This window comes from Burkholderia sp. lig30 (assembly GCF_000687455.2).
GTDB lineage: Bacteria > Pseudomonadota > Gammaproteobacteria > Burkholderiales > Burkholderiaceae > Burkholderia.
In genome coordinates this window covers 21,285-44,948 of record NZ_JGVW01000048.1, presented here as the reverse complement: position 1 = coordinate 44,948, position 23,664 = coordinate 21,285, and the positions used below count along the sequence as shown (strand labels likewise).

General features: G+C 68.0%; 24 protein-coding genes. 13 read left to right on the top strand and 11 right to left on the bottom strand.

Translation table 11 applies throughout. From position 1 onward, the window contains the following. Positions 1 to 73 precede the first annotated feature (73 nt). Entirely contained in the window at positions 74 to 343 is a 270-nt protein-coding gene (gene rpsO, locus LIG30_RS03140) for a 30S ribosomal protein S15 (protein ID WP_038709569.1), read from the bottom strand. 105 nt (positions 344 to 448) lie between these two features. After that, a complete protein-coding gene (locus LIG30_RS03135; protein WP_038709568.1) occupies positions 449 to 1,711 on the bottom strand; it encodes a branched-chain amino acid ABC transporter substrate-binding protein in 1,263 nt (420 codons plus the stop codon). A 166-nt stretch (positions 1,712 to 1,877) separates the two neighbouring features. Between LIG30_RS03135 and LIG30_RS03130 the strand changes: the two genes are divergently transcribed. The 3 genes from LIG30_RS03130 (at position 1,878) to LIG30_RS03120 (ending at position 5,029) form a co-directional block, all read left to right on the top strand. Beyond that, the gene (locus LIG30_RS03130; protein WP_038709567.1) at positions 1,878 to 2,390 is read left to right on the top strand and encodes a hypothetical protein; all 513 of its coding nucleotides are present in this window, start codon (positions 1,878 to 1,880) and stop codon (positions 2,388 to 2,390) included. Positions 2,391 to 2,775: 385 nt separating this feature from the next. Next, positions 2,776 to 3,426, top strand: a complete 651-nt coding sequence (locus tag LIG30_RS03125; RefSeq protein ID WP_038709566.1) for a carbonic anhydrase — start codon at positions 2,776 to 2,778, stop codon at positions 3,424 to 3,426. A 40-nt stretch (positions 3,427 to 3,466) separates the two neighbouring features. Continuing rightward, entirely contained in the window at positions 3,467 to 5,029 is a 1,563-nt protein-coding gene (locus LIG30_RS03120) for a SulP family inorganic anion transporter (protein ID WP_038709565.1), read from the top strand. 116 nt (positions 5,030 to 5,145) lie between these two features. Here LIG30_RS03120 and LIG30_RS03115 read toward each other — a convergent pair whose 3' ends face one another. The 6 genes from LIG30_RS03115 to LIG30_RS03090 form a co-directional block, all read right to left on the bottom strand. Then, complete coding sequence (locus LIG30_RS03115; RefSeq protein ID WP_038709564.1) at positions 5,146 to 6,690, bottom strand: 2-isopropylmalate synthase; 1,545 nt, start codon at positions 6,688 to 6,690, stop codon at positions 5,146 to 5,148. Positions 6,691 to 6,994: 304 nt separating this feature from the next. Next, the gene (gene pssA / locus LIG30_RS03110) at positions 6,995 to 7,867 is read right to left on the bottom strand and encodes a CDP-diacylglycerol--serine O-phosphatidyltransferase (RefSeq protein WP_038709562.1); all 873 of its coding nucleotides are present in this window, start codon (positions 7,865 to 7,867) and stop codon (positions 6,995 to 6,997) included. 15 nt (positions 7,868 to 7,882) lie between these two features. After that, positions 7,883 to 8,527 carry a phosphatidylserine decarboxylase gene (locus tag LIG30_RS03105; RefSeq protein WP_038709560.1) on the bottom strand — a complete coding sequence of 215 codons (645 nt, stop codon included), beginning with the start codon at positions 8,525 to 8,527 and terminating at the stop codon, positions 7,883 to 7,885. Positions 8,528 to 8,646: 119 nt separating this feature from the next. Then, complete coding sequence (gene ilvC / locus LIG30_RS03100; RefSeq protein WP_038709558.1) at positions 8,647 to 9,663, bottom strand: ketol-acid reductoisomerase; 1,017 nt, start codon at positions 9,661 to 9,663, stop codon at positions 8,647 to 8,649. Positions 9,664 to 9,749: 86 nt separating this feature from the next. Continuing rightward, on the bottom strand, positions 9,750 to 10,241 hold the full coding sequence (gene ilvN / locus LIG30_RS03095; RefSeq protein WP_006398781.1) for an acetolactate synthase small subunit: 492 nt from the start codon (positions 10,239 to 10,241) through the stop codon (positions 9,750 to 9,752). Positions 10,242 to 10,351: 110 nt separating this feature from the next. Next, the gene (locus LIG30_RS03090) at positions 10,352 to 12,115 is read right to left on the bottom strand and encodes an acetolactate synthase 3 catalytic subunit (RefSeq protein WP_038709555.1); all 1,764 of its coding nucleotides are present in this window, start codon (positions 12,113 to 12,115) and stop codon (positions 10,352 to 10,354) included. Between the two features lie 355 nt (positions 12,116 to 12,470). Between LIG30_RS03090 and LIG30_RS03085 the strand changes: the two genes are divergently transcribed. The 10 genes from LIG30_RS03085 (at position 12,471) to LIG30_RS03040 (ending at position 19,769) form a co-directional block, all read left to right on the top strand. Then, a complete protein-coding gene (locus tag LIG30_RS03085) occupies positions 12,471 to 13,034 on the top strand; it encodes an RNA polymerase sigma factor (protein ID WP_038709554.1) in 564 nt (187 codons plus the stop codon). Then, a complete protein-coding gene (locus LIG30_RS03080; RefSeq protein ID WP_038709553.1) occupies positions 13,031 to 13,459 on the top strand; it encodes a DUF3619 family protein in 429 nt (142 codons plus the stop codon). The genes LIG30_RS03085 and LIG30_RS03080 overlap by 4 nt, the downstream gene beginning before the upstream one ends. A gap of 21 nt (positions 13,460 to 13,480) precedes the next feature. Continuing rightward, the gene (locus LIG30_RS03075) at positions 13,481 to 14,209 is read left to right on the top strand and encodes a DUF3106 domain-containing protein (protein WP_038709552.1); all 729 of its coding nucleotides are present in this window, start codon (positions 13,481 to 13,483) and stop codon (positions 14,207 to 14,209) included. A gap of 6 nt (positions 14,210 to 14,215) precedes the next feature. Then, complete coding sequence (locus tag LIG30_RS03070) at positions 14,216 to 14,722, top strand: RDD family protein (protein WP_038709550.1); 507 nt, start codon at positions 14,216 to 14,218, stop codon at positions 14,720 to 14,722. Between the two features lie 93 nt (positions 14,723 to 14,815). Then, positions 14,816 to 15,754, top strand: coding sequence for a UDP-2,3-diacylglucosamine diphosphatase (locus LIG30_RS03065; protein ID WP_038709549.1), 939 nt, complete (start codon positions 14,816 to 14,818; stop codon positions 15,752 to 15,754). Between the two features lie 35 nt (positions 15,755 to 15,789). Beyond that, a complete protein-coding gene (locus LIG30_RS03060; protein WP_038709548.1) occupies positions 15,790 to 16,824 on the top strand; it encodes a glycosyltransferase family 4 protein in 1,035 nt (344 codons plus the stop codon). A gap of 167 nt (positions 16,825 to 16,991) precedes the next feature. Next, positions 16,992 to 17,525: a diacylglycerol kinase gene (locus tag LIG30_RS03055; protein WP_038709547.1), complete on the top strand. Its 534-nt coding sequence runs from the start codon at positions 16,992 to 16,994 to the stop codon at positions 17,523 to 17,525. Between the two features lie 174 nt (positions 17,526 to 17,699). Then, on the top strand, positions 17,700 to 18,413 hold the full coding sequence (locus LIG30_RS03050) for a TetR/AcrR family transcriptional regulator (RefSeq protein ID WP_038709545.1): 714 nt from the start codon (positions 17,700 to 17,702) through the stop codon (positions 18,411 to 18,413). Further along, positions 18,410 to 18,991: a TIGR00730 family Rossman fold protein gene (locus LIG30_RS03045; RefSeq protein ID WP_038709543.1), complete on the top strand. Its 582-nt coding sequence runs from the start codon at positions 18,410 to 18,412 to the stop codon at positions 18,989 to 18,991. Before LIG30_RS03050 ends, LIG30_RS03045 begins: the two co-directional genes overlap by 4 nt. A 16-nt stretch (positions 18,992 to 19,007) precedes the next feature. Further along, positions 19,008 to 19,769 carry an SDR family oxidoreductase gene (locus LIG30_RS03040; RefSeq protein ID WP_038709542.1) on the top strand — a complete coding sequence of 254 codons (762 nt, stop codon included), beginning with the start codon at positions 19,008 to 19,010 and terminating at the stop codon, positions 19,767 to 19,769. A gap of 73 nt (positions 19,770 to 19,842) precedes the next feature. On the opposite strand, the gene LIG30_RS03035 is transcribed toward LIG30_RS03040, so the two are convergent. The 3 genes from LIG30_RS03035 to LIG30_RS03025 all read right to left on the bottom strand — a co-directional run bounded on the left by LIG30_RS03035 (position 19,843) and on the right by LIG30_RS03025 (position 23,621). Next, on the bottom strand, positions 19,843 to 20,463 hold the full coding sequence (locus LIG30_RS03035; RefSeq protein ID WP_038709541.1) for a DUF924 family protein: 621 nt from the start codon (positions 20,461 to 20,463) through the stop codon (positions 19,843 to 19,845). A gap of 181 nt (positions 20,464 to 20,644) precedes the next feature. Continuing rightward, a complete protein-coding gene (locus LIG30_RS03030) occupies positions 20,645 to 21,055 on the bottom strand; it encodes a group II truncated hemoglobin (protein ID WP_038709539.1) in 411 nt (136 codons plus the stop codon). 46 nt (positions 21,056 to 21,101) lie between these two features. After that, positions 21,102 to 23,621 (bottom strand): ABC transporter permease, encoded by a 2,520-nt coding sequence (locus tag LIG30_RS03025; RefSeq protein ID WP_083493875.1) that lies wholly within the window; start codon positions 23,619 to 23,621, stop codon positions 21,102 to 21,104. Positions 23,622 to 23,664: the final 43 nt, after the last annotated feature.

Genomic DNA, 23,664 nt, shown 5'->3' with positions numbered 1-23,664 from the left:
ACGCACCGCGCAAAAACAAAATGCCTGTATCAGCGCACTGACACAGGCATCTTGCTGGAGGCAGTCGCCCCGATTACTTACGCAGACCCAGCTTCTCGATCAGTGCGCGGTAACGGTCGGCATCCTTGCCCTTGAGGTAGTCGAGCAGCTTGCGGCGGCGGCTCACCATGCGCAGCAGACCGCGGCGGCTGTGGTGATCCTTCGCGTGGCTCTTGAAGTGACCCGTCAGTTCGACGATGCGTGCGGTCAGCAGCGCGACCTGCACTTCGGGCGAACCCGTGTCGTTTGCGCCACGGGCGAACTGAGCGACGACTTCCGACTTCTTGATATCAGCAACAGACATTTGATTTCCTTTCTAACTGAACAGGCGGACACGGAAGAATGGCCGTGCCGTGGTAACAACCGGGCAGGATTGTAGCACAGGTCCGCGACACGCCGGGACGCCCCGTCACGGGCGCGTCATCGAGCAGGCCGACGGCAGCTCGGTCCGCTGCGGCGGGACCGCCAGCACCGTGCGGAAGCCGTAGCCGGACCCTTCGTTGTCGAAGCGCACGCCGGACGCCCCGGCCTTGTCCATTTCCATCACGTAAAGGGGCTGGATCAACTGGTGGTCCTGCGCGCGCATCCGCGACGAATGGAAGCCGTCGTCGAAGGACAGCCCTTCGAGCGCGCGCGCGACGGCGGCCGGGTCGGCCGAGCCCGCGCGCGCCATCGCCGCCGCCAGCATCTCGATCATCAGGCTCATCCGCCGCACCGGATAGTCGTCCTGCGCGGCCGGGAAGCGCGCCCGGAACGCGCGGTAGAACGCGTCCGATTTCGTGCCGCCAGCGTTCGGGTGCCAGTCGGCGACCGCGACGACACGCCCGACGCCCGCGTCGCCGAGCGCCGCCGGCGCACCGAGGCTGTTGCCGTAGAACGTGTAGAACTTCGCGTCGAGCCCCTGCTCGCGCGCCGCCTTGACGAGCAGCGTCAGGTCGTTGCCCCAGTTGCCGGTCACGACCGCGTCGGCGCCGCTCGCGCGGATCTTCGCGACGTAAGGCGAGAAATCCTTGATCCGCCCGATCGGGTGGAACTCGTCGCCGACCACCGCCACGTCCGGGCGCCGCACGGCGAGCGCGTCGCGAGCCAGCGTGCTGACGTCGCGGCCGAAGCTGTAGTCCTGGTTCAGCAGGTAGACCTTGTGCAGCGCGCGGTCGCGCGCCATCACGTCGGCGAGCGCGGCCATCCGCATGCCCGCGTGCGCGTCGAAGCGGAAATGCCAGAAGCTGCAGCGCGCGCCCGTCAGCGCCGGGTCGTCGGCCGAATAGTTGAGAAACAGCATCCGGTTATCCGGGCTGCGCGCGTTCAGCTTGTCCAGCGCCGCGACGAGGGCGGCTGCGACGGCCGAGCCGTTGCCCTGCGCGACGAAGCCGATGTGCCGGTCCGACGCAGCGCGCAGCTGCACGAGCGCCTCCTCGGGGCTGCCTTTGCTGTCGAGCACGACGAGCTCGAGCGGATGCGCGCCGTCACGCAGTTTCACGCCGCCGTCGGCGTTGACCCGCTCGACGCCGAAGCGGAGATTGCGTTCGACCGCCGCCCCGGCATTCGCGAACGGGCCGGACATCCCCTCGATCAGCGCGATCCTGACCGGCTCGCCGCCCGCGAACGCGGCCGTCGCCGCCAGCATCCATCCTGCGCTCGCCGCGAGCACGCAACGCTTCCATGCCTGCATCTGCTTTCCCGCCTCGTATCTGCATGAGAAGCGCGGATCATAGGCCGCGACGCCCCGCACGGGCAAGCGCCCCCCGGCGGCGGCCGGGCGAGGCGATCGCGCACCATTTTGCGCGCCGCGCGCACGAGCCGGCGCCGTCCGTGATAAAACGTCGTTATCCCGTGTCATGGAGAAGCACATGCGTATTCGTCTTCCGCTGCTGCTCGCCTGCGCCGCGACGCTCGTCGCCGGCTGCGCGCAGCCGTGGCAGCAATTTCAGGCTGGCCAGGATCAGTCGGCGATCGTCGCGCGCATGGGGCCGCCGCGCGAAATCTACGACCTGCCCGGCGGCGGCAAGCGCCTGATGTGGCCGACCCAGCCGATGGGCGAGGTCACCACCGCGGCCGACGTCGACGCGGCCGGCAAGATCGTCAACGTGCGTCAGGTGTTGCAGCCGAGCGAGTTCTATCGCGCGGAAATCGGCACATGGACCCGGACCGACGTCCTCGTCAATTTCGGCCGCCCGGTCGAGACCGGGTATTTCCCGCTGATGAAGCGCGAAGTGTGGACGTACCGCTACCTCGAGGACAACGTCTGGTACATGATGTACAGCTTCTATTTCGACGGCCAGGGCATCTTGCGAATGATGCAGAAGAGCCCCGACCCGCTGCACGACCCCGATCGCCGCACCCTTTTTTAAACATTTGGCGCAATCCGCCCGATTTTTTATTGTCGCCATTCACGCCCCGCGCGCGTGAATGGCGAAGTTTTTCCGCCCCCGCGCCTTGCCGCTGCCCGCAGGAAATCATTTCCGCACGAATAAACAATAATCGGCGATCCGCCCGGACACGCCGCAGGACAAGCCCTCCCGGGGATTCCGCCATTCGACCCCGCGCGTCGGGCGCGCCAGCCTGGTGCAATTGACGTACCGCCTCGATTTAATTTGAAACAAAATATTTCAACTCGTGTTTCGCGCTAGGGCGACCCCCTAATATCACCCGAAACCCAAACCTTTCAATTTCGCAAGATAAGATTTCCGCTTGCTTCGCCGCATCATTGTCCGGACACGTCAAAAAGGAGTCCTCATGAATCGCCCGAAGAGCATGCTGGTCGCCAACATCGCCTGGGCCCGCGAGACGCGCGAGCGCGCGCCCGGCTTCTTCGCCGGCTTGTCGCGCGGGCAGAATCCCCGCGTGCTGTGGATCGGCTGCGCGGACAGCCGCGTGCCGGCCGAAACCATCACGCACAGCCCGCCAGGCGAACTGTTCGTCCATCGCAACATCGCGAACCTGTTCCACCCGGACGACGACAACTGCGCGAGCGTGCTCGAATACGCGGTGCGCGTGCTGGAAGTCGATCACGTGATCGTCTGCGGACACTACGGCTGCGGCGGCGTGCGCGCGTCGCTGCTGCCGCCGTCGCCCGGCCTGCCGCACGTCACCCGCCGCATCGCGCCGCTGTGCGCGCTCGCGCGGCGGCACCGCGACGCGCTCGACGGCCTGCCGGCCGACGCCGCCGCCGACCGCCTCGCCGAGCTCAACGTGCTCGAGCAGGTCCGGCTGCTGCGCGCGTCGCCGATCGTGCGGGACCGCGAGCGCCCGCCGCTCGTGCACGGCTGGATCTTCTCGCTCGCCGACGGCCGCCTCAACGAGCTGGCGTCAGGCTATCCCGCCGCGCAAGCCGACGCCCGGCCCGCGCCGGCCACCACGCCGGCCACCACGCCGGCATGCGGCTGATCGTCGCCCGCCTTCCCTCATCCGCCCGGAACCTCACGACATGAACCTCAGCACCCGCCTTTCCTCGCTGCCGCGCGACGCGATCGCCGGCACCGTCGTCTTTCTCGTCGCGCTGCCGCTCTGTCTCGGCATCGCCAACGCATCCGGCGTCGAGCCGTTCGCCGGCCTCGTCTCCGGCCTCGTCTCCGGCATCGTCGGCGGCATCGTCGTCGCGCTGCTGAGCGGCTCGCCGCTGTCCGTCAGCGGGCCGGCCGCCGGGCTCGTCGTCATCGTCGTCGAAGGCATCGCTCAGCTCGGCAGCTTCTCCGCGTTTCTGCTCGCGGTGCTGCTGTCCGGCGTGCTGCAGTTCGGCTTCGGCATGCTGCGCGCCGGTCAGCTCGCGGCCTACGTGCCGTCGCCCGTGATCAAGGGCATGCTGGCCGCGATCGGGCTCCTCCTGATCGTCAAGCAGGTTCCGTTCGCGCTCGGCATCGGCAGCACCGCGTCGCAACCGCTCGCCGCGCTGGCGGCCTCGCCCGCCGTCCGGGCCGCATCCGCGATCGCCATTGCATCGCTCGCGCTGCTCGCCGTCTGGGACACGCGCCCGATGCGCCGCTTCGCGCTGGTGCGCGCGGTGCCGGCACCGCTCGCAGTCGTCGCGCTCGGCATCGGCGCGACGCTTGTGCTCGACGCGCTCGCGCCCGCGTTCGCGCCGGGCGCCGCGCACCGGGTCGCCCTGCCGGAACTCGCGTCTGTCCCGGCATTCGTCGCAGCGCTCACGCATGCCGAATGGGGCCCGAACTTCACCCAGCTGCTCAATCCCGACGTGTGGCGCGTCGCGCTCACGCTCGCCGTCGTCGCCAGCCTCGAAACGCTGCTGAGCCTCGAAGCGGTCGAGCAAATCGACCCGCAGCGCCGCCCCACCCAGCCGGACCGGGAACTGAAGGCGCAGGGCGTCGGCAATCTCGTCGCAGGCGCGGTCGGCGGGCTGCCGATCACGTCGGTCATCGTGCGCAGCTCGGTCAACGTCAATGCGGGCGCGCAAAGCCGGCTGTCCGCCGTCGTGCACGGGGCGCTGCTGCTCGTCAGCGTGTTCGCGCTCACCGGGCTGATCAACCTGATCCCGCTCGCGAGCCTCGCCGCGATCCTGATCCACACCGGCTACAAGCTCGCGACGCCGGCGCTGTTCCGGTCAGTCGCACGGCAAGGGACCGGCGCGCTCGTGCCGTTCGCCGCGACGATCGGCGGCGTGCTCGCGGTCGACCTGCTGTTCGGCATCGCGCTCGGGCTCGCGTGCAGCGTGTTCGCCGTCGCGCTAGCGAACCTGCGCAGCCCGGTCACGCTCGCGCAGCACGACGACCATTACCTGCTGTCGTTCCGCAAGGACATCTCGTTCATCGGCAAGGTGCAGGTCAAGCACCATCTGCGCCACATTCCGGATCGCGCCGCCGTCATCATCGACGCCACCCGCGCCGACTTCATCGACCATGACGTGCGCGAACTGATCGACGCGTTCGTCGCCGACGCGCCACGGCGCGGCATCGCGGCGGAATACCGCCCGCCGTGCACACCGCCACGGCCGGCCGCGCGGCGCTGGCCGTTCCGCGCGCCGACGGCGGAATGAGCCGGCCATAAAGAAACAACCCGATCGGCGTACGCCGATCGGGTTGTCAGGGGGGCGGGCCGGCATCGCCGTCCCGCGCCGGCCGAAAGCCGTGCGAGACGGGACGCGCGCACCGCTTACGAACGCTGCGGGTTGAGCTTGTCTGCGTTCGAAGCCAGCTTGTTCAGCGCCGAGATGTACGCCTTCGCGGATGCCGCGACTATGTCCGGATCGGTGCCGACGCCGTTGACGATCCGGCCGCTCTTCGACAGGCGGACGGTCACTTCGCCCTGCGCCTGCGTGCCGGTCGTGATCGCGTTGACCGAATACAGCAGCAGCTCGGAACCGCTGCCGACCTCGCTTTCGATCGCGTTGAACGTCGCGTCGACGGGGCCGTTGCCGCGCGCCTCGCCGGTCGCTTCCCGGCCGCCGACCGAGAACACGACCTTCGCATGCGGCTGCTCGCCCGTCTCCGAATGCTGCGACAGCGACACGAACTTGTAATGCTCCTGCTCCTGCGCGAGCGCGGATTCCTCGGAGACGATCGCGATGATGTCTTCGTCGAAGATCTCGGCCTTGCGATCGGCGAGATCCTTGAAGCGCATGAACGCGGCGTTGATCTCGGCTTCGCTGTCGAGCGACACGCCCAGTTCCTGCAGGCGCTGCTTGAACGCGTTGCGGCCCGACAGCTTGCCGAGCACGATCTTGTTCGCGCTCCAGCCCACGTCTTCCGCGCGCATGATCTCGTAGGTATCGCGCGCCTTCAGCACGCCGTCCTGGTGGATGCCCGACGCGTGCGCGAACGCGTTCGCGCCAACCACCGCCTTGTTCGGCTGCACGACGAAACCGGTGATCTGCGACACGAGTTTCGACGCCGGCACGATCTGCGTGGTGTCGATGCCGACATCGAGGCCGAAGTAGTCCTTGCGGGTCCTCACCGCCATCACGATCTCTTCGAGCGCCGTGTTGCCCGCGCGCTCGCCGAGGCCGTTGATCGTGCATTCGACCTGACGCGCGCCGCCGATCTTCACGCCGGCGAGCGAGTTCGCGACCGCCATGCCGAGGTCGTTGTGGCAGTGCACCGAGAAGATCGCCTTGTCCGAATTCGGAATGCGCTCGCGCAACGTCTTCACGAGGTTGCCGTACAGTTCCGGCACGCCGTAGCCGACCGTGTCGGCGACGTTGATGGTCGTCGCGCCCTCGTCGATCACGGCTTCCAGCACGCGGCAGAGGAAATCCATGTCCGAGCGGCTGCCGTCTTCCGGCGAAAACTCGATGTTGTCGGTGAACCGGCGCGCAAACCGCACCGCGAGCCGCGCCTGCTCATAGACCTGTTCCGGCGTCATCCGGAGCTTCTTCTCCATGTGCAGCGGCGACGTCGCGATGAACGTGTGGATCCGGAAGCTGTTCGCCGGCTTGAGCGCATCGGCGGCACGCTGGATGTCCTTGTCGTTCGCGCGGGCCAGCGAGCAGATCGTGCTGTCCTTCACGAGACCGGCGATCGTGTGGATCGCGTCGAAATCGCCGTTCGAGCTGGCGGCGAAGCCGGCCTCGATCACGTCGACCTTCATCCGCTCGAGCTGCTTCGCGATGCGGATTTTCTCTTCCTTCGTCATCGACGCGCCGGGCGACTGCTCGCCGTCACGCAACGTCGTATCAAAAATGATCAGCTTGTCTGTCATGGGGGGCTCCAGGGCTCTTTGTTCGGAAATCAAACGAGATGAGTTCGCGCCACCGCTGGCGACGCTCAACAACAGACGAGGCTTGACGGGGGGCGAAGACGGTCAGCGCGGCAGGCGCGCTAGCGCTAGCGCGCGTAGCGGCGCACCGGCTAGAAGAAGGGAGAGGCGGGAAAATGCGGTCATGCCGAAGACTATAGCGGCATTCCGCAGCGCGTGCAATCGGCGGCGATCCCGAGGCCGACGAAAAGGGCCATATGAAAACGGCGGCCATCGGGCCGCCGTTTCGTTGCGCGCGGGGCGCCGGTCAGTGCTCGCGTTGCGACGAGCGGGCCGGGTTCGCCCGCCCGCGCACCGCCATATAGGCCCAGAACGCGTAGCCGGACAGGCCGTACAGCACGAACAGGCAGAACAGCATCAGCGGCGGATCGGACGACACCAGCACGAACGCGACCACCACCAGCAGGGTCGCTGCGAACGGCATCCGATGGCGCACGTCGAGCGCCTTGCCGCTGTAGAACGGCGCGTTCGACACCATCGTCACGCCCGCGTAGACGGTCAGCGCGAACGCGACCCACGGCAGCCAGCCGAGCTTCATCGGCACCCGGTTGTCGGTCGCGAGCCATACGAAGCCGGCGATCAGCGCGGCCGCCGCCGGGCTCGGCAGCCCCTGGAAGAAGCGCTTGTCGACGACGCCGATGTTCGTGTTGAAGCGCGCGAGGCGCAGCGCGGCGCCCGAGCAGTAGACGAACGCGGCGAGCCAGCCCCAGCGGCCGAGATCCTTCAGCACCCACTCGTACATCACGAGCGCGGGCGCGACGCCGAACGACACCATGTCGGACAGGCTGTCGAACTGCTCGCCGAACGCGCTTTGCGTGTGCGTCATGCGCGCGACGCGTCCATCCATCCCGTCGAGCACCATCGCGACGAAAATCGCGATCGCCGCGATCTCGAAGCGCACGTTCATCGCCTGCACGACCGCGAAGAAACCGCAGAACAGCGCGGCAGTGGTGAACGCGTTCGGCAGCAGGTAGATGCCGCGCGTCTTCAGGAACTGCTGGCGCGCGGCGCGGCGGCTGTCGATGGGCGCCGAGTCCGGTGCGATCGATTTGTTACGGCGGAACGGCCGCGGCAGCTGGGTGTTGCCGTTGCGCGGCCGGCGCGGTTTGAAGGCGGCCATGATGCGCGTTCCCGCTTATTGTTCGAGTTCGGCGAGGATCGTCGACGACGCGTAGACCTTCTCGCCGATCGACACCTTCGCACGGCTGCCGAGCGGCAGGTAGACGTCGACCCGCGAGCCGAAACGGATGAAGCCGTAGCGCTGGCCGCGCGACAGCGGCTCGCCGGCGCGCACGTAGCACAGGATCCGGCGCGCGACGAGGCCGGCGATCTGCACCGCGGTCACGGTCTTGCCGCTCGCGGTCTGGATCACGACCGCATTGCGCTCGTTCTCGGTCGATGCCTTGTCGATCGCCGCGTTCAGGAACGCGCCCGGGAAATATTCGACCTTGGTGATCGCGCCGTCGACCGGCGAACGCTGCGAGTGAACGTTAAAAACGTTCATGAACACGCTGATCTTCAGCGCGTCGCGATTGGCATACGGGTCGTGCGAAGTCTCCACGGCGACGATCCGGCCGTCGGCCGGGCACAGCACCGCATTGGCCTGCGACGGGATCGGGCGCTGCGGATCGCGGAAGAACTGGACGACGAACACGAGCAGCAGCCAGAACGGCCACGCGAGGCCAAGGCCCGCGACCGCATGGATCAACAGCGCGAGGACGGCAGCGATCGCGATGAACGGCCAGCCTTCGCGCGCGATGATCGGATGAGGATAGTTCATGGAGTCGTTCTGTGAATTGCAAAGCCCGTAGGATAGCAAAAGCCGCCCGGGGCACTGCTGCCTTCGGACGGCTTTTTGACACCGACCCTCCGCTGGAGGGCCGGACATGCGCGTGGGGCTTAGTTCTTCGACTGGTCGACGAGCTTGTTCTTCGCGATCCACGGCATCATCGCGCGCAGCTTCGCGCCGACCTGCTCGATCTGGTGCTCGGCCGTCAGGCGGCGGCGCGATTGCAGCGTCGGTGCGCCCGCCTTGTTCTCGAGAATGAAGCTCTTCGCGTACTCGCCCGTCTGGATGTCGGTCAGGCACTGCTTCATCGCCTTCTTCGTCTCTTCCGTGACGACGCGCGGGCCCGTCACGTACTCGCCGTATTCGGCGTTGTTCGAGATCGAGTAGTTCATGTTCGCGATGCCGCCTTCGTAGATCAGGTCGACGATCAGCTTCAGCTCGTGCAGGCACTCGAAGTACGCCATTTCCGGCGCGTAGCCTGCTTCGACCAGCGTCTCGAAGCCCGCCTTGATCAGCTCGACGGTGCCGCCGCACAGCACGGCCTGCTCGCCGAACAGGTCGGTTTCCGTCTCTTCACGGAAGTTGGTTTCGATGATGCCGGCACGGCCGCCGCCGTTCGCCGCCGCGTACGACAGCGCGATGTCGCGGGCCGCGCCCGACTTGTTCTGCGCAACCGCGATCAGGTGCGGCACGCCGCCACCCTGCGAGTACGTGCCGCGCACCGTGTGGCCCGGCGCCTTCGGCGCGATCATGATCACGTCGAGGTCGGCACGCGGGATCACCTGGCCGTAGTGGACGTTGAAGCCGTGCGCGAACGCGAGTGCCGCGCCCTGCTTGATGTTCGCGTGGACTTCCTTCGCGTACACGTCGGCGATCTGCTCGTCCGGCAGCAGCATCATCACGACGTCCGCGCCCTTCACGGCTTCCGCCACTTCCTTGACCGCGAGGCCGGCGTTCTCGGCCTTGCTCCACGACGCGCCGCCCTTGCGCAGGCCGACCGTCACGTTCACGCCGCTTTCCTTCAGGTTCAGCGCGTGGGCGTGGCCTTGCGAGCCGTAGCCGATGATCGTGACTTGCTTGCCCTTGATGAGGGAGAGGTCGGCGTCTTTGTCGTAGAAAACGTTCATGATTGTTCCTTCGCTAATTCAGTTATGTCGTTCAGTTGAGTACTGCGGCCGGGACATGACGGCGCACCCGGCGTGCCATTGCGGCATCAAACCTTCAGGATGCGCTCGCCGCGTCCGATGCCGGAGCTGCCGGTCCGCACGGTTTCGAGAATCGCGCCCGCGTCCAGCCCCTGGATGAATGCGTCGAGCTTGTCGCTCGCGCCCGTCAATTCGATCGTGTAGGTCTTTTCGGTCACGTCGATGATGCGGCCGCGGAAAATGTCCGACATCCGCTTCATCTCTTCGCGCTCCTTGCCCACTGCCCGAACCTTGATCAGCATCAGCTCGCGTTCGATGTGTGCACCGTCGGTCAGGTCCACCACTTTCACCACCTCGATCAGGCGGTTCAGATGCTTCGTGATCTGTTCGATCACGTCGTCGGAGCCGATGGAAACGATGGTCAGCCGCGACAGCGACTGGTCTTCGGTCGGCGCCACCGTCAAGGTTTCGATGTTGTAGCCGCGTGCCGAAAACAGGCCGACCACGCGCGACAGCGCGCCCGGTTCGTTTTCCAGCAGGACGGAAATGATGTGTCTCATGTTCGCTTCTTCCAGAATTATCCCGTGTCGATTGCATGTCGCCGCGCGCCGCCACGTGCCGCGCCGCCCTTCGTGAAGGCGGCCGCCCGCGGCCGGCGCGCGTCGCGCCGTTACAGATCTTCCGATCCGAGCAGCATCTCGGTGATGCCCTTGCCGGCCTGGACCATCGGCCAGACGTTCTCGGTCGGGTCGGTCTGGAAGTCGAGAAACACGGTGCGGTCCTTCAGGCGCAGCGCTTCCTTCAGCGCCGGCTCGACGTCCGCGGTCTTTTCGATCCGCATGCCGACGTGGCCGTATGCCTCGGCGAGCTTCACGAAATCCGGCAGCGCATCCATGTACGAATGCGAATAGCGCTTGCTGTATTCGATCTGCTGCCACTGGCGGACCATGCCGAGGTAGCGGTTGTTCAGCGAAATGATCTTCACAGGGGTGTCGTACTGCTTGCAGGTCGACAGCTCCTGGATGCACATCTGGATCGAGCCTTCGCCGGTGATGCAGACGACGTCGTCGTCCGGGTGCGCCATCTTGACGCCCATCGCCGCCGGCAGGCCGAAGCCCATCGTGCCGAGGCCACCCGAGTTGATCCAGTGGCGCGGCTTGTTGAAACGGTAAAACTGCGCGGCCCACATCTGGTGCTGGCCGACGTCCGAGCAGACGAACGCGTTGCCGTCCGTCAGCTCCCAGAGCTTCTCGACGACATACTGCGGCTTGATGATCTCGCTTTCGCGGTCGTACTTCAGGCAGTCCTTCGCGCGCCAGCCCTCGATGTCCTTCCACCACTGCGCGAGCGCCTCGGTGTCCGGGCCGTGCTCGGCCGTCTGCAGCTGTTCAATCAGCTCCTTCAGCACTTCCTTCACGTCGCCGACGATCGGGATGTCGACCTTCACGCGCTTCGAAATCGACGACGGGTCGATGTCGATGTGGATGATCTTGCGCGGACGCGACGCGAAGTGCGCCGGATCGCCGATCACGCGGTCGTCGAAACGCGCGCCGATCGCGATCAGCACGTCGCAGTGCTGCATCGCCATGTTCGCTTCGTAGGTGCCGTGCATGCCGAGCATGCCGAGGAACTTCTTGTCCGACGCGCGATAACCGCCGAGGCCCATCAGCGTGTTCGTGACCGGATAGCCGAGCAGGTCCGCGAACTGGTTCAGCTCGCGCGACGCGTCGGCGAGGATGATGCCGCCGCCAGTATAGATGTACGGGCGCTTCGCCGACAGCAGCAGCGACACCGCCTTGCGGATCTGGCCCGAGTGGCCTTTCGTGACCGGGTTGTACGAGCGCAGCGACACGCTCTTGACCGGCTCGTACTGGCACGGCGTCTTCGACACGTCCTTCGGAATGTCGATCAGCACGGGGCCGGGACGGCCGGTGCGTGCGATGTAGAACGCCTTCTTGACGGTTTCCGCGAGGTCGCGCACGTCCTTCACGAGGAAGTTGTGCTTCACGCACGGGCGCGTGATGCCGACCGTGTCGCATTCCTGGAATGCGTCCTGGCCGATCGCCGCGGTCGGCACCTGGCCGCTGATCACGACGAGCGGGATCGAATCCATGTACGCGGTGGCGATGCCCGTCACCGCATTGGTGACGCCGGGGCCCGAGGTCACGAGGCAGACACCGACATTGCCGGTCGAGCGCGAATAGGCATCGGCTGCGTGCACGGCCGCCTGTTCATGGCGCACCAGCACGTGCTGGATCTTGTCCTGCTTGTACAGCTCGTCGTAAATATAGAGAACGGAGCCGCCGGGGTAGCCCCAGATGAACTCGACACCTTCGTCGGCCAGTGCCTTCATCAGCACGGTGGCGCCGATCGAATCGGTATCGGGAGGGGAAAGGGGTTCAGACGTGGAGAATTCCGCGCTGGGCATGTTCATCGTTGACCTTTCGAATTTTCGGCAAAAAATTGATCGGGTGCTCTCTACCGGGCTTGTGGCTCGGGTTCAAGCGGCGCGTCCAGTTGAAGGGCGGGCTTCTTGGGCCTGCCTCAAATGAGACCATCATCACTTATGTTGCGAACCGCCAACGATAGCGGCTCCCCCTGACGCGGTCAAGCAAAATATCCCCCCGCGCACCACGTGGCACCCCGCTGCCGGCGCGTGGCGCGGCGCGCGCGCAACGCGCCGGCAGGGTTCCCGTGTCAAGCTGCGCGAAAATTTGTTAGCATCCGCGGGTTTTACGAAATTTTTCGACCTTCTTTACGCCGCGGGCCGCAGCGCAGACCTTCACGGAATGGCATCAGACAAGGAACTCGCCGACTTTCTGGCGGGCGTCGAAAGGCGCGCGTTCAAGCAGGCTGCGTACGCGGTACGGGACGACGACGCGTCGCTCGACATCGTGCAGGACGCGATGATCAAGCTGGCCGAGAAGTACGGCGACCGCCCGGCCGCCGAGCTGCCGCTGCTCTTTCAGCGGATCCTCCAGAACGCGATCCACGATTATTTCCGGCGGCAGAAGGTCCGCAACACCTGGGTGACGCTCTTCTCGTCGCTCAACAACACCGACGACGACGAGTTCGACCCCCTCGAAACCCTCGAATCCGCGGACAACGCGGCGGGCGTCGAGAGCAGCGAGAACCGTCTCGAGCGTGAACAGATCCTGGCCCTGATCGACGAAGAAATCCAGAAACTTCCAGCGCGTCAACGAGAAGCGTTCCTGATGCGTTACTGGGAAGATATGGATGTCGCCGAGACCGCCGCTGCGATGGGATGCTCCGAAGGCAGCGTCAAGACGCATTGCTCGCGAGCCACCCACGCGCTGGCGCAAGCGCTCAAGGCCAAAGGAATCACGCTATGAGCTCCGCTCCCGAAACCCGAGAACTCGAATTCGCGCTCAAGGTGCGCCACGCGCTCGACGAGCGCGCCGCCGCCCTGCCCGCTACCACGACCGACCGACTGGCCGCCGCCCGCCGGGCCGCGCTCGCGCGCAAGAAGCCCGAGGCCGCGACCGCGCCGGTGTTCGTGCCCGCATTCGCCGGCATGCCCGGCGCCGTCGGCCCGACGCGCGCCGGCCAGCGGCCCCCGGTGTCGTTTACGCGCCGCCTGCTGCGCGCATGGCCGCTTGCGCTGCTGCTCGCCGGGCTGGTGGGCATCGCGTACTGGGAAGACATGCAGCGCACCGCGGAGCTGGCCGACATCGACGCCGCGATGCTCAGCGACGACCTGCCGCTCAACGCGTATCTCGATCACGGGTTCAACGCGTATCTTTCGCACGCCCACTAACGCCACGAGAGGATCGCACGGGTGAGTCAGAAACGCGGCCTGGCCGTATTCTTCGGATGTGTGATCGCGGCCGCCGTCGCCTACGCCGCCACCTATTCGCGCTTTCACCCGCAGCCCGCGCCGACGCCTGCCACGGCAAGCACGCCCGCGCCCGCTCTCGCATCGGCCGCCGCCGCGCTGACCGCCGATCTGGCCCCGCTGCCCGCCACGGGCGGCCCGATGTCGTGGGCGCGCCTGACGCCCGCGCAGCGCGTCGCGCTCGCGCCGTTCGCCGACCAGTGGGACGCGTTCAGCGATGCCCGCAAGCGCAAATGGCTGAAGATCGCCGCCCGTTTCCCGAGGATGACGCCGGACGAGCAGAAACGCCTGCAGGAGCGCATGGCCGAATGGGCCAGGATGACGCCGGAGCAGCGCCGGGTCGCGCGCGAGAACTACCAGGTCGCGAAGGATCTGTCCGCGCAGGCGCGTGAGCGCGCGTGGAACGCCTACCAGCAACTGCCCGCCGAGCAGAAGGAGCGCCTCGCGGCCGCCGAGCGCCGCCGGCGCCCGACCGTCGTCAGCGCGCCGCCGACCGGCAAGGCCGATCGCGACATCAGCCGTCTCGTAAACGCGCACGACCGCCCGGGCAGCGCGACGGCCCCCGCGCAGCCGACGTCGAACGCGGCCGCCGCGCCGGTCGCCGCATCGCCGGCCGCCGTGCCGCCGCCCGCGGCGCTGCCGGGCACTTCGTCGATGTTCAACGGATCGTAAGCGGCCGTGCCGCGCCCGTCCGCGCCGCCGTCCTCGCCTGTCTGGCCGTCCGTCGGGCGGCGCCTCGCCGCTTTGCTCTACGAATGCGTCCTGCTGTTCGGGGTCGTGTTCTTCGCCGGCCTCGCGTTCAGCCTCGCGACCCGGCAGCGCAACGGCCTCGCCCACCCTGACCTGCTCGCCGCGTGGATCGCACTCGTCGTCTGCGCCTATTTCGTCTGGTTCTGGACCCATGGCGGCCAGACACTGCCGATGAAAACCTGGCGGCTGCGCGTCGAGTCCGCCGACGGCGGCCCGCTGACCCCAGCGCGCGCGCTCGTGCGCTACGCGCTCGGCTGGCTGTGGTTCCTGCCGCCGCTCGCGCTGCATCCGCTCGCCGGCCTCACCGTGCCCACGACGCTCGCGATCGCGTGCGCGTGGGTCGCCGCCTGGGCCCTTTCTGCCCGGCTGCACCCGGCCCGCCAGTTCCCGCACGACCGCCTCGCGCGCACCCGCATCGTCGCGCTGCCGCGCTGATTTCGGCCCGTAATAAGAACGTCTCGTGACTGTCACGGCACAGTCACGCCCGCATGGCGCAATGCCGGTAATGTCAATCGGCGCGAGTCACGCATGGGCCAGAAAACGTCCGCGACCTTCCTGTTTCGTCCCCCTTTAGGCGCCCGGGCCACCACCAGCGCCTTCCTGTCCGGATCGGCATCGGCCGACGCCCTCGCGGCCCCGTTGCCGCCCGCCACGCACGCCGCCCGGCAGGGCGACCACGAGCCTCCGGCGCACCGCTACCGGACCATCTGGCTGTCCGACATCCACCTCGGCTCGAGCGGCTGCCAGGCGACGTACCTGCTCGACTTCCTGCGTCATAACGACTCGGAATACCTGTACCTCGTCGGCGACATCATCGACGGCTGGCAACTGAAGAAGGGCTGGTACTGGCCGCAGGCGCACAACGACGTCGTGCAGAAGGTGCTCCGCAAGGCGCGCAAGGGCACCCAGGTCATCTACATCCCCGGCAACCACGACGAGGGCGCGCGGCAGTTCTGCGACCTCGCGTTCGGCGATATCCAGGTACGCGGCGAGGCATTCCACACGACGCTGACAGGCAAACGTTTGTGGATCGTCCACGGCGACCTGTTCGACGGCGTGATCCAGCACGCGAAATGGCTCGCGTATCTCGGCGATACGCTCTATACGCTGATCCTCGTGCTGAACCGCTGGTTCAACCGCATCCGCAACCGCCTCGGCTTCCAGTACTGGTCGCTGTCGCAATACCTGAAGCATCAGGTCAAGAACGCGGTGAACTTCATCTCGTCGTTCGAGACCGTGATGACCGACGAGGCGCGCCGGCGCGGCTGCGACGGCGTCGTCTGCGGCCACATCCACAAGGCCGAGATCCGCGACATCGACGGCGTGCTGTACTGCAACGACGGCGACTGGGTCGAGAGCCTGTCCGCGCTCGTCGAGACGATGGAAGGCGAGCTGAAGGTCGTCTACTGGACGGTGATGCGCACACCGCCCGCGTCCGTCTCGCGCAAGACGAAAGCGACTGCCTGACAGACGTACCCACACTTACAGGACACATGCCCCCGATGAAGATCATGATCATCACCGACGCGTGGGAGCCGCAGGTCAACGGTGTCGTGCGCACGCTCAAGAGCACGGCCCGCGAACTCACCGCGCTCGGCCACCGCGTCGAACTCCTGACGCCGCTGGAATTCCGCACGCTCCCCTGCCCGACCTACCCGGAAATCCGCCTGTCGATCCTGCCGTACCGCAAGCTGCGCGCGCGGATCGACGCCTTCGCGCCGGACGCGCTGCACATCGCGACCGAAGGCCCGCTCGGCGTCGCCGCGCGCCGCTACGCGCGTGCGCGCGGCCTGCCGTTTACGACCGCCTACCACACCCGCTTCCCCGAATACGTGCAGGCGCGCTTCGGCATCCCGCTGACCGCGACGTACCGCTTCCTGCGCTGGTTCCACGGCCCGTCGCGCGCGGTGATGGCACCGACCCCGGTCGTCAAGCAAGACCTCGAGCAGCACGGCTTCACGAACGTCGCGCTGTGGACCCGCGGCGTCGATCTCGACATCTTCCGGCCGATGGAGTCGAAGGTGCTCAACACCGCGCGGCCGATCTTCCTCTATGTCGGGCGCGTCGCGATCGAGAAGAACGTCGAGGCGTTCCTGCGGCTCGACCTGCCCGGCTCGAAGTGGGTCGCGGGCGAAGGCCCCGCGCTCGCCGAGCTGAAATCGCGCTATCCGGAGGTGAACTACCTCGGCGTGCTGTCGCAAGCCGAACTGGCGAAGGTCTATGCGGCCGCCGACGTGTTCGTGTTCCCGAGCCGCACCGATACCTTCGGCCTCGTGCTGCTCGAAGCGCTCGCGTGCGGCACGCCGGTCGCGGCCTATCCGGTCACCGGCCCGATCGACGTGCTCGGGGACGGCGGCGCCGGCGCCATGCACGAGGATCTGCAGGAAGCCTGCCTCGACGCGCTGAAGATCGATCGCGCGACCGCGCGCGCCTGGGCGGAGCGCTACTCGTGGCGTGCGGCGTCCGAGCAGTTCGCGTCGCACCTCAAGCCGCTGCAGAAAGCCGCGTACAGCCCCGCCGAAGGCGCCGCCGCCTGAAGCGCGCGATGCACGCCAGGACCTCGCAGCCTGCGCCGCGCGCCGCCGACGAAACGTCGCCGGCGCGGCGAAGGCCGGGTTTATAATCGTTCATCAGACTTGAAACAATAACCCGAGCCGAACGCATCCCGCAGCATCGATGGCGGCCCCGCCGTTTGAAACGTTCCATGCACGCCAAAACCTCGCAGCCTGCGCCGCGCGCGCAGGCGCCGCACGCTCGACCGTTCGATCAGGACGACCTGCACGACGAAGCGCACGCGCACGACCATCCGCACGAACCGTTCGGCACGGACGATCCGCTCGCGCCGCCGCCGAATCCGTACAAGGGCAATCGCGGCCTCACGCGCGCGTGGTATGCGCTCAAGTATTCGATAAACGGCTTCAGGGTGGCGATTCGCGAGGAAAGCGCATTCCGCCAGGAACTCACGCTCGCCGCGCTGATGCTGCCGGTCGCCGTGCTCGCGCCGGTGCCTGCCGCGTCGCGTGCGCTCCTGATCGGCTCGGTGCTGCTGGTACTGATCGTCGAGCTGCTCAATTCGAGCGTCGAAACCGCGATCGACCGCATCTCGCTCGAACGCCACGAATTGTCCAAGCGCGCGAAGGATCTCGGCAGCGCCGCCGTGACGGTGGCGCTCTTCATGTGCGTGACGACCTGGGGCCTCATTCTTTGGCCGGTCGTGATGCGCTGGCTGCGCGCGTGACACGATGAAGGCCGGGCATGCACGGGCGGGTATGCCCCGATGACGAAATGCGCCGGCGCGGCGAAAGCCGGGTTTATAATCGTTCGTCAGACTTAAGACAGTAACCCGAGCCGGACGCATCCCGCAGCATCGATTGCAGCGCCCGCCCGTCCGGCATACACAGGGCCGGACGACATGGAAGCGAAACCTCCCCGCCGCACTCGCGAGCGGATTCTCGAGCTGTCGTTGAAGCTGTTCAACGAGATCGGCGAGCCGAACGTCACCACCACGACAATCGCCGAGGAAATGGAAATCAGCCCGGGCAACCTCTATTACCATTTCCGCAACAAAGACGACATCATCAACAGCATCTTCGCGCAGTTCGAGCAGCAGATCGAACGGCGCCTGCGCTTTCCCGATGATCACCGTCCGACGATCGACGAAACCTGGTCGTACCTGCAGTACATGGCCGACTTCATGTGGACCTATCGTTTCCTGTACCGCGACCTGAACGACCTGCTCGCGCGCAACCGCACGCTCGAGATGCACTTCAAGCAGATCATCAGCCACAAGGTGCGCTTCGCGCACGAGATGTGCGAACTGCTCGTGTCCGACGGCGAAATGGTCGCGACACCCGCCGAGATCGGCGTGATCGCGACCAACATGGCGGTGATCTCGACCTACTGGCTGTCGTACCAGTACGTGATGCACCCGCGCAAGTACAACGACCAGGACGCGATCCGCGAGGAGCTGCATCAGGTCAGCATGCACGTGATCTCCGTGATGGCGCCGTATCTGCGCGGCCGTTCGCGGCAGCTCTTCGACGATCTCGTGTCGGGCAAGCTGCCGAAGCGCGAATTCACCGACTACCTGCCGCCGCGCACCGGCGCAAAGGACGCGAAGCCATGAAGGCCGTGTGCGTCTATTGCGGTTCGTCGCCGGGCGTTCGGCCCGTCTATGCGGACGCCGCGCGCGCGTTCGGCCGCGCGCTGGTCGCGGCCGGCCTCACGCTCGTCTACGGCGGCGGCCGGGTCGGCCTGATGGGCGTGATCGCCGACGAGGTAATGGCAGCGGGCGGCCGCGCGGTCGGCGTGATTCCCGAGCTGCTCTTCGACAAGGAAGTCGGCCACACCGGCCTGTCCGAGCTGCACGTCGTGCCCGACATGCACCATCGCAAGAAGATGATGGCCGATCTCGCCGACGCGTTCGTCGCGATGCCCGGCGGCGCCGGCACGCTCGAAGAGTTCTTCGAGGTCTACACGTGGTCGCAGCTCGGCTATCACCGCAAGCCGGTCGCGCTGTACAACATCGATGCGTTCTTCGATCCGCTGATCGCGCTGCTCAGGCACACGGTCGACGAGGGCTTCATGCGCCCGGCCTACTTCGATGCGCTGTGCATCGACTCCACACCGGCCGCGCTGATCGACCAGCTGCGCCGCTACCGCCCGCCCACGCGCGACAAGTGGGTGCTCGACGACGCGGAATGACGCGAGCGACGACGCGATGACCGCCACGCCCGAACGCAAGGTCGTCCTCATCACCGGCGCGAGCCGCGGCATCGGCCGCGCGACCGCGGTGCTCGCGGCGGCGCGCGGCTGGGACGTCGGCGTCAACTATGCACGCGACGCCGCGGCCGCCGACGCCACCGCGCAAGCGGTGCGCCACGCGGGCGGCCGCGCGTGCGTCGTGGCGGGCGACGTGTCGAACGAAGCAGACGTCGTCGCGATGTTCGATCGCGTCGCCGCGACGCTCGGGCCGCTCGACGCGCTCGTCAACAATGCCGGGATCGTCGCGCCGTCACTGCCGCTCGCCGAGATGTCCGCCGAGCGGCTGAAACGGATGTTCGACACCAACGTGCTCGGCGCCTACCTGTGTGCGCGCGAAGCCGCACGCCGCCTGTCGACCGATCGCGGCGGCCGTGGCGGCGCGATCGTCAACGTGTCGTCGATCGCCGCGCGGCTCGGCTCTCCGAACGAATACGTCGACTATGCCGGCTCGAAGGGCGCGGTCGATTCGCTGACGATCGGCCTCGCGAAGGAACTCGGCCCGCACGGCGTGCGCGTCAACGCGGTGCGGCCCGGGCTGATCGAAACCGACATCCACGCAAGCGGCGGCCAGCCGGGGCGCGCCGCCCGGCTCGGCGCGCAAACGCCGCTCGGGCGCGCGGGCGACGCGCGCGAGATCGCGGAGGCGATCGTCTGGCTGCTCAGCGACGCCGCGTCGTACACGACCGGCGCACTCCTCGACGTCGGCGGCGGCCGGTAACGGTCACGCCCCGCAACCGGGTGCCGGCGCAGCGCGAACGCGCGCCGGGTGAACACGCAAGCGGCCGTCGCGCTCAGAACGACGAGCCGGGCTCGTTCAGAAACGCCATTTCCTCGTCGGTCGATGCACGCCGGAGAATCGCATTCCGGTGCGGGAAGCGCCCGAACCGCTCGATCACGGCCGCGTGACGCAGCGCGAACGGGTGATAGCTGCCGCAGCCCGGCTCGTCCTTCAGCGCCGCGCACAGGCCCACGCACGCCTGCTGGCTGCCGAGCGACTCGTCATGCTCGAACGGCAGATACGCGAACGCCCGATGATGGCCGCTCGGCAGCCGTGCGTCCCAGCCGGCCTCGACCATCTCGCGCGCATGCGCGAGCGCCTTCGCGTCGGCCGCGAACGCGCGCGGCGTGCCGCGATGGATATTTCGCGAGAACTGGTCGAGCACGACGATCAGCGCAAGCGCGCCAAGCGGCGTGACCGCCCAGTGATCGCACGCGCCGCTGCATGCCGCGTCGAACAGCGCGCCGAACCGCTCGCGCAACTGCGCGTCGAGCACCGCGCCGCCGTTGAACCACATCGGTCGCGACTTGCCGAATGCGTCCGAGCCGGGCGCGCCGAACCAGAAATCCAGCACCTCGCGGGCCTCGGGCGCGAGCGCCGCGTGATCGGCGCCGACCTCGCCGCGCGCCGTCATGCGAACGCCCGCACCGACGCCCGCCTCGCAGCGGGCCGGATTCGCATCTTCACGAAATAACGCACTGTGGTCATGGCGCATGTCTCGTCGACGATGAATGAAGGGCCGGCCGGTATCGCCCGGCGCCGTCCGTGCGCCCGGACGCGGCTCGGCCGCATCCGGGCAGCGGCGCACCGGCGGCTCAACCAGGGTGGTTGCGCATCCAGTCGGCCGTATCGAAGAACGAGTGCATCAACCGCTCGCGCAGCGGCTCGGGCACGCCGATATCCTCCATCGCCCACGCCATGCAGCGCAGCCACTGGTCGCGCCCGGCCGACGCGATCGGATACGGCATGTGCCGCGCGCGCAGGCGCGGATGCCCGAAGCGGCTGATGTAGTGGTCCGGCCCGCCGAGCCAGCCGCACAGAAACCAGAACAGCTTGTCGCGGGAGCCGTCGAGCGACGTCGGGTGCAACGCGCGCGTCTCCGCGAACTCGGGCTCCAGATCCATCAGGTCGTAAAAGCGGTCCACCATCTCGCGCACGCGCGCCTCGCCGCCTACGAGCTCGAACGCCGTCGGCTGCGACGGCGCATCGTCATTCACATCGGTCATACGAAATTGCCTGGGTTCAAGGGTATTCAAGGATCGGACGCCGCGCTCACACGTCGCGCAGCGACTGCAGCGCGGGGCGCCTCAGCACATTATGCAGGCTCAGCCAGCCGGCCGCACTGGCACATGCGACACCCGCCGCGATGCCGGCCGGAACGAGCCACGGATCGACCGCCAGCCGGAAGTCGAACACGCGCGACGCGAGCACCCAGCCGACCGCGAGCGCGCCCGCCGCCGCCATCGCGCCGGCCAGCACGCCGACGACGATGAACTCGGCGCGCTGCACCGCGTTGACCTGCGCGCGCGACGCGCCCAGCGCGCGCAGCAGCGCCGTCTCCCTGACGCGCTCGTCGCGCGAGCCGGCAAGCGCCGTGTAGAGCACCAGCACGCCGGCCGCCAACGTAAACGCAAACAGGAACTGCACCGCGCCGATCACCTGCAGCAGCACGCGTTGCAGTTGCGCGAGGATCGGCGTCACGTCGATCGCCGTCAGGTTCGGATAGCGCGCGATCAGCGGATCGAGCAGCGACTGGCGCTCGGTGGGCAGATGGAAGCTCGTCAGGTAGATCGCCGGAAAATCCTTCAGCGCGGCGGGCGGCATCAGCACGAAGAAGTTGACCCGGAACGTGCCCCAGTCCAGCTTGCGCACGCTCGTCACCGGCGCCTCGACGGGCAGCCCCGTCACGTCGAAGCGCAGGACGTCGCCGGGCTTCACGTCCAGCGTCTGCGCGAGGCCGGCTTCGATCGAGATCTGCGGCGTGGACGACGCGCCGAACCAGTCGCCCGCGACGATCCGGTTGTCGGACGGCAGCTCGGCCGTATAGGACAGGTTGAACTCGCGGTCGACGAGCCGCCGCGCGTCGTCGTTCGGATAGGCGTCGGGATTCACCGGCCGGCCGTTGATCGCGACGAGCCGGCCGCGCACCATCGGCGCGAGCGCCGCGTCGCGCATGCCGCGCGCGGCGAGATAGGCGGCCACGTCGGCACGCTGATCCGGCTGGATGTCGATCAGGAACTGGTTCGGCGCGTCGGGCGGCGTCGACTGCCGCCACCCGGCGACCAGGTCGTTGCGCGTGATCGAGATCAGCAGCAGGCACATGAGACCGAGCGCGAGCGCGGTGATCTGCAGCGCGCTCGCGGCGCCGCGCCGATGCAGCGACGCGAGCGCATAGCGCCAGCCGAGGCCCGCCGCGACCCGCCCGTCCCGCACCGCGCGCGCGGCGGCGAACAGCGCGAGCCGCGCGACCAGCGTGAACACGACGAGCCCGCCCGCGAACCCGCCCGCGACGATCAGGCCGAGCTTCAGGTTGCCCGCCGCCGCGACCAGCAGCGCGGCGAACAGCACGACGCCGACCGCGTAGGCGGCCCAGGCGATGCGCGCCGCGCCGCCCCACTCCCGCCGCAGCACGCGCACCGGCGGCACGCGCGTGAGCGCCGCGAGCGGCGGCAACGCGAAACCGAGCAGCAGCACGAGCGCCGCGGCGACGCCGACTGCCGCCGGCCAGACGGTCGGCGGCGGCAGCACGACGTCGACCAGGCCGCCGAGCGCCGCGAGCAGCACCCAGTGGCCGCCGTAGCCGAGCAGCGCGCCCGCTGCGCCGCCCGCGATGCCGACGCCGAGGAACTCGAGCGCGAACAGCGCGCCGAGCGTGCGGCGGCTCACGCCGAGACAGCGCATCGTCGCGCAGCCGTCCAGATGGCGGCGCATGTAGCGCTGCGCCGCCATCGCGATCGCGACCGCGGCCAGGAGCGCGGTCAGCAGCGCGACGAGCGTCAGGAAGTGGCGCGCGCGGTCGAGCGTCTGCCTCACCTGCGGCTGGCCTTCCTGCAGCGATTCGAGGCCGACGCCGCGCAGCCTGCCGCCGTCGACGCGCGCATGCGCATATGCGGCGAACCGCTCGACCGCCTGATCGTCGCCCGCGACCAGCAGCCGGTAGGTGACGCGGCTGCCGTAGCCGGCGAGCCCGGTCGACGCCAGCTCGTCGGCGCGCATCATCAGCCGCGGCGAGAAATTGACGAACGAGAAGCCGCGATCCATCTCGCGGACGATCGCCGCGGCGACCGTGAAGGTGCGCTGCCCGACGCGCACGGTGTCACCGATCCGCAGGTGCAGCGCATCGAGCAGCGCGGGGTCGGCCCAGACGGTGCCGGGCGCGGGTGCCGCCGCGGCCTTCCGCACCGCGCCACCCGGCGCCGGCCGGATCTCGACCGCGCCGCGCAGCGGATAGCCCGGCGACACGGCCTTCACGGCCGCGAGCCGCGACGGCGGATCGCCGCCCGGCGGGGTGCCGCCCGGCGCCGCTTCGGCGGTCGCGCCGATCATGCTGGGAAAGATTGCCGTGGTCGCGGTACGTAGCCCGAGGGCGCGCGCCTTTTCAACGAACGAAGGATCGACGGGATGATCCGCGCGCACCACGAAGTCGGCGCCGAGCATCTGGCGGGCGTCGCGCTCGAGCCCCTGGCGCAGCCGGTCGGCGAGAAAGCCGACGCTCGTGAGCGCCGCGACGGCCAGCACCAACGCGAGCACGAGCAGCGTCAGCTCGCCCGCGCGCCAGTCGCGCCCGGTCATTCGCGCGGCCTGCGCGAACAGGTCGCGCCAGCCGAACCGGCCG